Here is a 12,242-nt window from a genome sequence, read left to right on the forward strand (position 1 = left end):
GTAGGGATAGATGGATATCGGCCAATTCTCTTTTTTGCTTAGGCACGAGCTGCGGCTTGTCACCCGAAGATGGACGTTAAGAAGCTGGTATTGGATGTATCTGGCCGGCTTGACCATTCTGGCGCTGGTCGCGCTGACGATATGGGGCGGGACGGATCAATTCAAGTCGGATTATCTGCTGTTCGCTTGCTTCGCTTTTCCGTTCTTCTTCTGCATGATCGCATTCCGGGCGTTGAAGCGGGAATGGTCGGACGGAACGCTGGGATGGTGGCTCACGCTGCCTTACTCCCGTTCCAAGCTGCTTCTCGCCAAATTCGCGGCCTCGCTCGCGCAATCCCTTGCGATTGCCGTTCTTTTCTTCGTCGCGTTAGCGGTATTCGAGGCCTATGACGTCTTGCTGCACGGGTTGAGCATCGACCTCTTACGGCGCTTCGTGACCCAAGAGAGCGAATACTTCCTGCTCCTCTTGATCTCTTCGCCTTTCATGCTGGCCTTGGGTCTTATGATGGCGGCGATGGGCAAGTCCAAGCTTAAGATGTTAAAGCCGTTGGTCTGGATCGCATTCGGGCTGCTCGGGAACCTGTTTAATTGGGTCAACGGGGCGGTCGGCAGCCAAACGGACGGTTCGTTGAATTTATTCGACGGCCATTCGGCGGCTTGGGTATGGCTTTCCCTCCCGGTTGCATGGATCTTCGCCGGTCTGATTTTCGCAGGCGCCGTCGGCATTTGCAAGAAACATTTAGTCCTGTAACGGACGGAAGGAGTTCGAACATGAGCTATGCCATCGAGGTTGGCGGACTGTCCAAGTCCTACGGAAGCAAAGCGGCTTTGAAGAACATAACCTTTGGCGTGCAAGAGGGGAGCTGCTTCGGCCTTCTCGGGCCGAACGGGGCGGGCAAGTCGACGACGATGAAAATCTTGTCCGGCCTGCTGGAGGCAGACCGCGGCACGGTCCGGATCTTCGGCAAGGATCAACGGTCGAGCGCGGAGGAAACGAAGGTGAAGGTCGGCTACGTTCCCCAATCCATCACGCTGTACGAGAAGCTGTCCGCTAACGATAACCTGATTTTCTTCGGAGAGATGTACGGTGTTAAGGGCAAAGAGTTAAAGCGCCGAATCGGCGAGGTGCTGGAGCAGGTGGGGCTCGCCGATCGGGCGAAGGACGCGGTGGAGACGTTCTCCGGCGGGATGAAGCGGCGAGTGAACATCGCGGCCGCGCTGCTGCATCGCCCTAAGCTGCTGATTATGGATGAACCGACGGTGGGCATCGATCCTCAATCCCGCAATCATATCTTCGAGATGATCCGAGATTTGCAGAAGAACGGCGTCACGATTCTATACAGCACGCACTACATGGAAGAAGTCGAGAGCTTGTGCGATCATCTCGCGATCGTAGACAACGGCCTCGTGATCACGGGAGGCTCCCTCGGAGAGGTGCTCGAGAAGCACGGCACGCGGGCGGTCTATCTAGAGCTTCAGGGAGAGCAGAGGCCTCCGTCGATCGACCTGTACGGGAAAGCCGCGGCGAAGGACAAAGGCTGGCTGCTCGAGACGGAGTCCCCGCTGGACGCGCTTGCCGCATGGGCGGAAGCTTGCAAGACGAATTCGCTTAGAGTCAAGCAGCTGGAGATCGTTCGGCCTTCGCTGGAGGATGTTTTCTTGACTCTTACCGGAACGACTTTAAGAGACAATTGAGGATCGATAGGGAAGGGGAAAAATAGCCATGGTGCTAAGTATCGCGGTGAAAGAATGGAAGCTGCTGCTCAAAGAGAAAGGGACGTTCTTCTGGCTGCTGCTCATGCCCGTCCTGTTTATCGTGCTGTTCGGCTCGGTCATCGGCCAGCTTGGCAACTCGCAGCAGACGATTACCTATATCGACAGGGATCATACGGCCGCTTCCGCATCGTTCCTTGCCTCCTTAAGCGAGAAGGGCGGCTACAAGCTGGAGGAGAAGGACGCCGGAACGCTGGATGATCAACTGTCCCGCATTCGCGACGGCAAGCTGAGCGCCCTGCTCGTGATTCCGCAAGGGTTCGACGGTGCCCTGGCTTCTTCCGGGGACGGCAAGGCGTCGATCGAGCTGTACAGCGACGGCGCTTCGGATTCGGCGGCCGGCCTGCGGTCTTCGCTCGAGAACGTCGCCGGGGATTATCGCGAACAGCGGATCGATGCCGCGTTGAAGGCGGCGGGCGCAAGCGACAAGGCGCGCGCGCAAGCGATGGAGTCTCCGCTGCGGATCGAAGATAAGCCGCAGAATGCGACGGGGGGCAACACGGTTACCCAAGTCGTTCCGGGGTACACCGTCATGTTCGTCTTCTATGTCATGATCTCGATGATCCGAAGGTTCGTCAACGACAAGACGTCCGGCATGACCGCCCGTCTCCGCACGACCCGAATGAGCCCGATTACTTACCTTCTGGGCATGTGGCTTGCTTACGTAGGCGTATCGATCGTACAGTGCGCGGTGCTGCTGACGTTCGGCCACTACGCCTACGATGTGCAGCTTGGCGATCCGGAAGCCGTCATCGCGCTGGTGGTCATGCTTGCTCTATGCGGAACGGGGATCGGGCTGGCGCTGGCCATGGTCGTGCGCAGCGAGAACCAAGGCATGGCGTTCGTGCAGCTTATCTCGATGGGCGGCGCGGTCATCGGCGGCCTGTGGTTCCCGGTGGAATACATGTCCAAGACGATGCAGACGGTCAGCCATTTTACCCCGCAGTATTGGGCGCAGACGGCGTTCCAGGACATTATGGTGCGCGGCGACCACATCGCCGGCATCCTCCCGTCGCTGGCGGTGCTCGCGGCTTTCGCCGTCGGCTGCGTGCTGATTGCGGTAACGAGATTCCGCGGATTCATGAAGTCGGCCCTCGGGTAAGACAGAGAAAGGGTAAGACCAAGAAAGGGGATGTCCTCACCGTCGTCGCGACGGAGGGACATCCCCTTTTCTTGTTGCCGGTTAGAACAGAACCTTATCCGGGTCCGAGCCGAAGCGCCGGTCTTCGTTCAAGCCGTCGATCTTCGCCATATCCTCGGCCGACAGCTCGAAGTCGAACAGGTTGCCGTTCTCGGCGATGCGGGAAGGCGTGACGGACTTCGGGATGGTGACGACGCCGCTCTGGATGTCCCAGCGCAGGATGACCTGAGCGACGGTCTTGCCGTACTTCCGGGCGATGTCCTGCAGCGCGGGCTGATCGAGGTTGCCCTGCATGAGCGGGCTCCACGCTTCCAACTGGATGCCCTTCTTCTTCGCGTAGTCGAGAAGCTCCTTCTGCGTCAGCAGCGGATGGTATTCCACCTGGTTAACCGCAGGCACGATGTCGCTCGATTGGGCCAGCTTCTCCAAGTGGTGAATCTTGAAGTTGCTGACTCCGATCGCCCGGACGTAGCCGTCCTTGTGCAGCTTCTCGAGCGCTCTCCAGGTGTCGACGAACTTATCGACGCCCGGCCAGTGGATGAGGAGCAGGTCGATGACGTCCAGTCCCAGACGCTTGCGGCTCTCTTCGAACGCGGCCAGCGCCCTCTCGTAGCCTTGATCTTCGTTCCAGATCTTCGTCGTGACGAACAGCTCGTCGCGGGAGATGCCGGCGGTCCGGATCGCTTCGCCGACGTCGGCTTCGTTCTTGTAGATCTTGGCGGTATCGATGCTGCGATAGCCGGCTTCGATGGCGGCATGAATCGCGCGGCGCGCTTCGCCCTCCGCCGTTACTTTCCAGACACCAAGGCCCAGCCAAGGCATTTGCACGCCGTTATTCAGCGTTGTCGTGCTTCCGATGGTCAGACTCATTCGAATCTCCTCCTCATATGTAAATCAATTTGGTTAGATAAGCAGAGAGAACCATTCATCCTTCTCGACGGGACCGAAGTAGAAAGGAAGATCGACGCCTTCGAGCGCCCGTTCGATGGATTCCCGGTCGTAGCGGACTCCGATCAGCTTGTCCGTCACTTCCGACACTTCTCCGCGCCCGAAGAAGTCCCCGAAGACGGCGGCTCCGCGGATCTCGCCTTTGACGACTTCCAGCCGGACGTCGAATAGGCCGGCAGCCAGCTTCTTCACGTTCTGGACGTTGAAAGCAGGGGATTGGCCGTAATTCCAGTTCCAGCTGCGATATCGCTCGTCCGCGAGCTGGCGGACCGCGTCCCAATCCGCTTCCGTCAGCTCATAACGCTGAATCGGCTGGCCTTCGAAGATCGATTCGAGCACGAACTGCTTGAACGCGTCGATCGTCATCGGTTCCTTCAGGAATTCGGAGATGTTCGCGACGCGGCTTCGTACGGACTTCGTCGCCTTCGATTCGAACTTGATCGGATTGACCTTGAGCGCGGCGGCGACATTCTCCATGCGGGAATCGAAGAGCAGCGTGCCGTGGCTGAACATGCGGCCGCGAGTGGAGAACTGCGCATTGCCGGAGATCTTGCGCTCGCCGACCTGCAGGTCGTTGCGCCCGCTCAGCTCCGCATCGACGCCGAGCCTGTTGAGAGCTTTGACGACCGGCTCGGTGAACTTCCGGAAATTATGGAACGACTGGCCGTCGTCCCGGGTAATGAAGCTGAAGTTCAGGTTGCCGAGATCGTGATAGACCGCGCCGCCGCCGCTCAGCCGGCGAACGACATGGATTCCGTTCTCCTGCAAATATTCGGAGTTGACTTCCTCGGCCGTATTCTGATTCTTGCCGATGATGATGGAAGGCTCGTTAATGTAGAAAAGAAGGTAATCGTTCTCGGCAGGAAGCTTTCGTAAAATATATTCTTCCAGCGCCAGATTGAGAGAGGGGTCGTGCCCATTGCCATTATCGACATATAACAACGCGTAGGTTCCTCCTTCTGTAGACAGGATAGATCAACGCTTCTATTTTACGTCAGGATCGCAGGAAGAACAAATGGGCGGGAGACGTTCGCGATGCCCCTTGACTTTCGATCTACATCGCAATAAAATGAGTTTACGTAAAAATTAATTTTTATGGTGATGAGCAAGATGAATCCATTAGACCCGATCGCAGACGTTTATCGGCTGGAGAATCCGGAGCAGGCGCTTGCGCTGCTCAATCCGATGCGCGCGGAGATTCTTCAACTGCTTGCCGAGCCGGCTTCCGCTTCCGAGCTGGGCAGGCAGATGAACGAGAAGGCGCAGAAGCTGAATTACCATCTGAAGAGCTTGGAGAAGGTGGGACTCATTCGGCGCTGCGGCTCCCGTCAGGTGAAGAACCTGATCGAAGTGCTCTACCGGGCGGTCGCCCGTTCCTACGTCATTCCGGATTCCTTCGGATGGTCGGAGGATCTGACGCAGCGGATGAAGGACCAAGGTGCCCTCCGGCAGCTGGTGAACGTATCCGAGCGAATCCGCACGGACGCGCTCCGGCTGATGGAGGTGTCCGACGAGGAAGGAGAAGTTCCCAGCGCGGTGCTGGAGACGGATCTTCATCTGCCGGACGAGCGGACGAGGGAGAGATTCCTCGCCGATTATGCGGACGCGGTCCGAACCGTCGTGCGGAAGTACCAAGCGCAAGGCTCGGCGGAAGGCGGATTCAAGGCCATTCTCGCCGTGTATCCCCAATTGGAGCAAGGAGGCGGCAAGAGATGAACGAGCTCGCGATAGAGAACAAAGACGAACAAGACAAGAAGGCTCCAAGCAAAGCGGCGGAGTCGCCTGCCAAGGAGAACATCGTGATCTGGGAGTCGAAGACTCGAACGAACCCTTTCTCCCGTCAAGGAGAATCGACGTTCACCGTGATTCCGCTTGGCGAGCAAGATGGCGCCGAAGCGCCGCTCCTTCGCGTCTACACATCCGGCTTCGGGCAAGCCGCGCCGGTAAGGAGCAAGCTTGGCAACGGGCCGACCGCGGCGCTTCGCTGCGCGGCGTAATTCATCCGAACATGAAGTGGAGGGGCTGAACCATGAGTTTCGTGCCTTACGTAGTCGAACAATCGAATCGCGGGGAGAGATCCTACGACATCTACTCCCGCCTGCTCAAAGACCGCATTATTTTCCTGGGGACCGCCATCGACGACACCGTCGCCAACGCCGTCATCGCCCAGCTGCTCTTCCTGGCAGCGGACGATCCGGAGAAGGACATCAGCCTCTATATTCAATCGCCGGGAGGCTCGGTATCGTCCGCCTTCGCGATCTACGACACGATGCAGTTCATCAAGCCGGAGGTGTCCACGATCTGCGTCGGGCTGGCGGCTTCGGCGGCTTCCTTCCTCCTGATGGCGGGGGCGAAGGGCAAGCGGTACGCGCTGCCGAACAGCGAGGTCATGATCCATCAGCCGCTAGGCGGCGCCCAAGGGCAAGCCAGCGACATCGCCATCCGAGCCAAGCATATTCTCAGGACGCGCGACAAGCTCAACAAGATCTACTCCGAACGGACCGGCCAGCCGCTCGAGAAGCTTGAGAAAGACATGGACCGCGATAACTACATGACGGCGGAAGAGGCGCTCGAATACGGCTTGATCGATAAGGTGCTGGAGCATCTGTAAAGCGGGAGAAGATAGGCCGAACTTTGCTGAATAGGGCAGGGTTCGGCTTTTTTCTTTTGCGCAGGATTGCAGTACAATCAAGGAGAAGTAAGCATGGCCAGTTCATATTGAGTTCATATTTACGGGTTATTTTAGTTTTTTGAGAACTAGAGGATCGACAAGATGGAGAGTGATCGGGTTGCTAAAGCTGTTTCGTTTCTTAAAGCCTTACCGCTGGGGCGTCGCTCTGGTCATGGTGCTGGTTCTGCTGCAGTCCTTATCGGAACTGTACCTGCCGACCTTGATGGCCGACATCGTGAACAAGGGCGTCGTTACGGGCGATCACGGCTACATTTGGAAAATCGGCGGATTCATGCTGATCGTGACGCTGGGAGGCACGGCCTTCTCGATCCTGGCAAGCTACTATTCGTCGCGAATCTCGGCCGGCTACGGCAGGATTCTGCGCGGCAAGGTGTTCGGCCATGTGGAGAACTTCTCGCTTCAGGAGTTCGACAAGCTCAGCACGGCTTCGCTCATTACGAGAACGACCAATGACATCACCCAGGTGCAGCAGGTTCTGATCATGATGATGCGCCTGATGATCATGGCTCCGATGATGTGCATCGGCGGCTTGATCATGGCCTTCTCCAAGGATGCCAAGCTGACGCTCGTGCTGGCGGTCGCGATCCCGGTCCTGGCGTTGACGATCTTCTTGATCGCGCGCCAAGGGCTTCCGCTCTTCCGGACGATCCAAGCCCGGCTGGACAAGTTGAACCTGGTGCTGCGCGAAGGCTTGACCGGGATTCGGGTCATTCGCTCGTTCAACCGGCTGGAGCACGAGAAGAAAAGGTTCGAGGCGGCGAACGAGGAACTGACCGGGACGTCGATCAAGGTGAATCAGATCATGGCGTTCCTCATGCCGATGATGATGCTCATCATGAACTTCGCGTCTCTTGCTATCATCTGGTTCGGCGGGATCCGCGTCAGCCACGGCCATATGCAGGTCGGCGATCTGATGGCCTTCCTCCAATACGGCATGCAGATCATGTTCTCGATGCTCATGCTGTCCATGATGTTCGTAATGGTGCCGCGAGCTTCCGCTTCCGCGGTGCGCATCAACGCCGTGCTGCTTCAGGAAGCGGCGATTCGCGATAGGGAAGAGCCGTCGGGAGAGGCTTCGGGGGACACTGGCAGTGCCCAAGGCGAGCGCGGCGTCATCGAGTTCGACGACGTGACGTTCAGCTACCCGGGAGCCGAGCAGCCGGCGCTCAGCGGCCTCTCGTTCAAGGCGCTTCCGGGAGAAGTGACCGCGATCATCGGGGGCACGGGCTCCGGCAAGTCGTCGATCATCAACTTGATTCCCCGGTTCTACGACGTGGATTCGGGAAGCGTGCGGATCGACGGGATCGACGTGAGGGCTTATACGCAGGAGCAGCTCCGCGCCAAGATCGGACTGGTTCCCCAGAAGGCGGTACTGTTCACGGGAACGATCGCCGACAATATCCGCTTCGGCCGGGAGGACGCCACCGACGAGGAGGTCCGCCATGCGGCCCAGATCGCGCAAGCGACGAGCTTCATCGACGAGATGCAGGAAGGCTTCGGATCGCCGATCGCCCAAGGCGGCCTCAACGTGTCCGGCGGCCAGAAGCAGCGGATCTCGATCGCGCGGGCGCTCGTACGCAAGCCGGATATCTACCTGTTCGACGACAGCTTCTCGGCGCTGGACTACAAGACCGACGCCAAGCTGCGCGCCGCGCTTCGGGGAGAGACGACGGAGGCCGCCGTGGTCATCGTCGCCCAGCGGGTCAGCACCATCATGGACGCGGACCGGATTGTCGTTCTGGACGAAGGCCGAATCGTCGGCATCGGCAAGCATAAGGAGTTACTGAATACTTGCGAGGTTTATCGGGAGATCGTCGCTTCGCAGCTGTCCGAGGAGGAGATCGCATGAGCAACCATGACAGGCAGCCTCCGGGCGGCGGGCGCGGCAGAGGTCCGGGGGGTCCAGGTAGAGGGCCAGGAGGACCTGGGTTCGGCGGCGGTCCGCACGGAATGATGATGCCCGGACAGAAGGCGAAGAACTTCAAGGGCTCGTTCCGCCGCTTGCTGGGCTATCTCCGTCCGTACCGTCTTAAGCTTCTGGCCGTTCTTTTCACAGCGATTTTGAGCACGGTTTTCTCGATTCTCAGCCCGAAAATCCTAGGCCAAGCCACCGATAAGCTCTTCGATGGAATCTTCCATCACAAGAGCATCGACTTCGCCGGAATCTGGCAGATCGTCGTTCTGCTGGCGGGATTATACGTGATCAGCTCGGCGTTCAGCTACCTTCAGCAATTCCTGATGGCCGGCGTCGCCCAACGAACCGTCTATCACTTGAGGAACGAAGTGAACGCGAAGCTCTCCAGGCTGCCGCTGAAGTACTTCGATACGAAGACGCACGGGGAGATCCTGAGCCGTGTCGTGAACGACGTCGACAACATCGCGAACACGCTGCAGCAGAGCTTGACCCAGATGATCACGTCGGTCGTCATGCTGATCGGGATCATCGTTATGATGCTGACGATCAGCCCGCTGCTCACGTTGATTCTCGTCCTGACGCTGCCGCTCAGCTTCCTGGTGATCAAATCCATCGCGTCCAAGTCCCAGGGCTACTTCAAGAATCAGCAAGCCGAGCTTGGTCAATTGAACGGTCACGTCGAAGAGATGTATACCGGACACGCGATCGTGAAGGCGTTCGGGCAAGAAGAGAATTCGAAGGCGAAGTTCGAAGCGATCAACGAGAGACTGTATCATGCCGGCTGGAGAGCCCAGTTCGTCTCGGGCATCATCATGCCGCTCATGAGCTTCATCGGCAATATCGGCTACGTCGCGATCAGCGTAGTCGGCGGGATTCTCGTCACGCGCCAATCGATCTCCGTCGGCGACATTCAAGCCTTCATTCAGTACGCGAGACAATTCACGATGCCGATCACCCAGACGGCGAACATCGCGAACATCATCCAGTCGACGATCGCTTCCGCGGAGCGGGTGTTCGAGCTTCTGGACGAGACGGAGGAAGTGCCGGAGAAGCAAGGCCGGCTCAAGTCTTCCGACGTTCACGGGGATGTCCGCTTGTCTGGCGTTCGCTTCAGCTACAAGAATGACGAGCCGCTGATCGAGAATCTGAACATCGACGTCCGGAGCGGGCAGACGGTTGCGATCGTCGGTCCGACCGGCGCCGGCAAGACGACGCTCGTCAATCTGCTCATGAGGTTCTACGAAGTGAACGGCGGTTCGATCGCGATCGACGGCAAGGACATCACCGAACTGAAGAGAGGCGATCTGCGCAGCTTGTTCGGCATGGTGCTTCAGGACACTTGGCTGTTCAACGGCACGATCAAGGACAACATCGCGTACGGGCGCGAAGGAGCGACGGAAGAGGAAGTCGTGCAAGCGGCCCGCGCCGCATACGCCGACCACTTCATCCGGACGCTGCCGGACGGGTACGAGACGGTGCTTAACGAAGAGGCGTCGAACATCTCCCAAGGGCAGAAGCAGCTGCTGACGATCGCCCGGGCGATTCTGGCCGACCCGGCCATCCTGATCCTGGACGAGGCGACGAGCAGCGTCGATACGCGCACCGAGATCCACATCCAGCAGGCGATGAACCGGTTGATGGAAGGCCGCACGAGCTTCGTTATCGCCCACCGGCTGTCGACGATCCGCGATGCCGACCTGATCCTGGTCATGGACAAAGGCGCGGTCATCGAGCAGGGTACGCATGAAGAGCTGCTGGCGCAAGGCGGCTTCTACTCCGATCTGTACAACAGCCAGTTCGCGGGCGGCGTTCATCCGAGCGTGCCAAGCGCGATTTAACGAATAGAAGCAGAGCGGCGTCGGGAGCGATCCCGGCGCCGTTTTTTACATGTCCGTGGTCGTTTGCCGCCTAGGCTTCCCCAACCCCGATTCCATCTCTGTCACCGATCCAGCTTTTAATCTTAGATTGATGATGAAGATCGTCAGCATTTAATTGCATATAGAACTTGTAAATCTTGCAATAGCAATTTTCGATAATGGGAAAGATTGACGCCGGGAGAGAACCGGTGCTAGGATGTGATAAAAGAAACCTAACATGTAGGAATTATCGGAATAACGCTGGCATCTACCAGATAACTGGAGACCAAATCCTTTACCGGAGAATGGTCTCTTTTTGTTTCGCGCTTATCTATTGGGGTCAGCAAGATGATGCAGGATTGGAGCGAAGAACGATGGGGAATGCGCGAAATCGACGGCGGGAGGAGGGAGACGTCTTCCCCGGCAGAACTTACGCGGAGGTCGTACTCGAACCGGCGTACGAACAGGCTCGGAAAGAGTTGCTTGGTCCAATGATCGCTATTAGCAAGGCGCACCTTATCATGCTCGAAGAACAGCGGCTCGTAAGCGCCCAAGATGCTGCGATCGTTGCGAAGGCGCTTCAAGGTCTCGATCTGAAGAAACTGGAGAACGGCCAATATACGGGGGAGTTTGAGGATCTATTCTTCGAGGTGGAGCATGAACTAGCCCTGCTAGGAGGTGAGGCGACAGGCCATCTGCATCTTGCGCGCAGCCGCAACGACATGGGGATCGCCATCTACCGCTTCGTCCTGCGGGACAAAGTGTTGGCTCTCATCGATTCTGCGCTAGAACTGCAGGCGCGACTGATTGACTTCGCGGAAGATCATGCCGAGACGCTGATGATCGGCTACACGCATACGCAGCAGGCTCAGCCGACGACCGTCGGACATTATATGGCAGCGGTATCGGATTCGCTATCCCGGGACGTTCGGCGTCTGCGGGCTGCCTTCGCCAACTGCAACCGCAGCAGCTTGGGCGCTGCCGCGCTTACCACGACAGGCTTCGCGATCAGCCGGGAGCGAACGGCTGCGCTTCTTGGATTCGACGAGACGATAGCGAATGCGTATGACGCGGTCAGCGGGGCGGATTACATTCTTGAGATTGCCTCGTCCGCCTCGCTCGCCGCCGTCAATCTCGGCCGCTTCGTCCAGGAGCTGCTGCTCTGGGGCACGCAGGAATTCGCCGCCGTCACGGTAGCCGCTCCTTATGTGCAGATCAGCTCGATTATGCCGCAGAAGCGAAATCCGGTGTCGGTGGAGCACGTGCGCTCGCTGCTGTCGAGCTGCGTCGGTGACGCCAACACGGCGCTGACGATGGTTCACAACACGCCGTTCGGGGATATCGTCGATACGGAGGACGATCTTCAGCCCTACGTCTGGCGAAGTCTGCGCACGCTTGAATCGACGTATAGGCTTCTAACCCGAATCATCGAAACGCTCGAGGTCGACAAGGACGTCTTGCGGCGAAGGGCTGAGGCGAGCTTCGCGACCGTCACCGAGCTAGCCGATACGCTGGTGCGCAAAGAAGGACTCGGGTTCCGCACGGCGCATTCTATCGTAGCTGAATTCGTTCGTGCGGCGGTTGCCTCAGGACGCTCGGTGAGGGAGCTGACGGTAGAAGGACTTGATGAAGCCGCGAAGAGCATAATCGGCAGGGAGTTGTCGCTGACTGCCGAAGAGCTGAGGCTGGCTCTTGATCCGGAACACTTCGTCCGGATTCGTTCCGTCCCCGGAGGGCCTAGCCCGGAAGAGCTGAGAAGGGCGCTCGCCGTGCAAGCTTCCTCCCGCAAGCTAGCGGAAGAATGGGCCGAACGAACGAGAGATTCGTTGGATTCCAGGCTCAAGATGCTGGATCGAATTCTAATCGAGCGGCTTCGCCGCTCGGATCATCCCGCAGGGGAAGCCGCGGATTAACGAT

11 protein-coding genes are annotated in these 12,242 nt (G+C 58.4%); 9 read left to right on the forward strand and 2 right to left on the reverse strand.

Annotated features, from left to right (window positions below; genetic code table 11):
- The first annotated feature begins 10 nt into the window (after positions 1-10).
- The 3 genes from ELR57_RS05525 to ELR57_RS05535 are packed head-to-tail and all read left to right on the forward strand — an operon-like array spanning position 11 to position 2,875.
- Positions 11-751 (forward strand): ABC transporter permease subunit, encoded by a 741-nt coding sequence (locus ELR57_RS05525; protein WP_126958027.1) that lies wholly within the window; start codon positions 11-13, stop codon positions 749-751.
- A 20-nt stretch (positions 752-771) separates the two neighbouring features.
- Complete coding sequence (locus ELR57_RS05530; RefSeq protein WP_126958028.1) at positions 772-1,695, forward strand: ABC transporter ATP-binding protein; 924 nt, start codon at positions 772-774, stop codon at positions 1,693-1,695.
- Positions 1,696-1,723: 28 nt separating this feature from the next.
- Positions 1,724-2,875 carry an ABC transporter permease gene (locus ELR57_RS05535; RefSeq protein ID WP_126958029.1) on the forward strand — a complete coding sequence of 384 codons (1,152 nt, stop codon included), beginning with the start codon at positions 1,724-1,726 and terminating at the stop codon, positions 2,873-2,875.
- 81 nt (positions 2,876-2,956) lie between these two features.
- On the opposite strand, the gene ELR57_RS05540 is transcribed toward ELR57_RS05535, so the two are convergent.
- Together ELR57_RS05540 and lplA are read right to left on the reverse strand one after the other, a co-directional pair.
- On the reverse strand, positions 2,957-3,784 hold the full coding sequence (locus ELR57_RS05540) for an aldo/keto reductase (protein ID WP_126958030.1): 828 nt from the start codon (positions 3,782-3,784) through the stop codon (positions 2,957-2,959).
- Between the two features lie 33 nt (positions 3,785-3,817).
- Positions 3,818-4,804 carry a lipoate--protein ligase gene (gene lplA, locus ELR57_RS05545; RefSeq protein WP_126958031.1) on the reverse strand — a complete coding sequence of 329 codons (987 nt, stop codon included), beginning with the start codon at positions 4,802-4,804 and terminating at the stop codon, positions 3,818-3,820.
- Positions 4,805-4,972: 168 nt separating this feature from the next.
- Between lplA and ELR57_RS05550 the strand changes: the two genes are divergently transcribed.
- The 6 genes from ELR57_RS05550 (at position 4,973) to argH (ending at position 12,238) form a co-directional block, all read left to right on the forward strand.
- Positions 4,973-5,578 carry an ArsR/SmtB family transcription factor gene (locus ELR57_RS05550; protein ID WP_126958032.1) on the forward strand — a complete coding sequence of 202 codons (606 nt, stop codon included), beginning with the start codon at positions 4,973-4,975 and terminating at the stop codon, positions 5,576-5,578.
- Complete coding sequence (locus ELR57_RS05555; protein ID WP_126958033.1) at positions 5,575-5,859, forward strand: hypothetical protein; 285 nt, start codon at positions 5,575-5,577, stop codon at positions 5,857-5,859. The genes ELR57_RS05550 and ELR57_RS05555 overlap by 4 nt, the downstream gene beginning before the upstream one ends.
- Before the next feature lie 32 nt (positions 5,860-5,891).
- Positions 5,892-6,473, forward strand: coding sequence for an ATP-dependent Clp endopeptidase proteolytic subunit ClpP (clpP, locus tag ELR57_RS05560; RefSeq protein ID WP_126958034.1), 582 nt, complete (start codon positions 5,892-5,894; stop codon positions 6,471-6,473).
- A gap of 178 nt (positions 6,474-6,651) precedes the next feature.
- Complete coding sequence (locus ELR57_RS05565) at positions 6,652-8,403, forward strand: ABC transporter ATP-binding protein (RefSeq protein WP_126958035.1); 1,752 nt, start codon at positions 6,652-6,654, stop codon at positions 8,401-8,403.
- Positions 8,400-10,307 carry an ABC transporter ATP-binding protein gene (locus ELR57_RS05570; RefSeq protein WP_126958036.1) on the forward strand — a complete coding sequence of 636 codons (1,908 nt, stop codon included), beginning with the start codon at positions 8,400-8,402 and terminating at the stop codon, positions 10,305-10,307. Before ELR57_RS05565 ends, ELR57_RS05570 begins: the two co-directional genes overlap by 4 nt.
- 392 nt (positions 10,308-10,699) lie before the next feature.
- Positions 10,700-12,238: an argininosuccinate lyase gene (argH, locus tag ELR57_RS05575; protein ID WP_126958037.1), complete on the forward strand. Its 1,539-nt coding sequence runs from the start codon at positions 10,700-10,702 to the stop codon at positions 12,236-12,238.
- The last annotated feature ends 4 nt before the right edge of the window (positions 12,239-12,242 follow it).

Origin of the sequence: Cohnella sp. AR92, from assembly GCF_003990975.1 — a bacterium.
In the GTDB taxonomy this organism is placed as follows: domain Bacteria; phylum Bacillota; class Bacilli; order Paenibacillales; family Paenibacillaceae; genus Cohnella.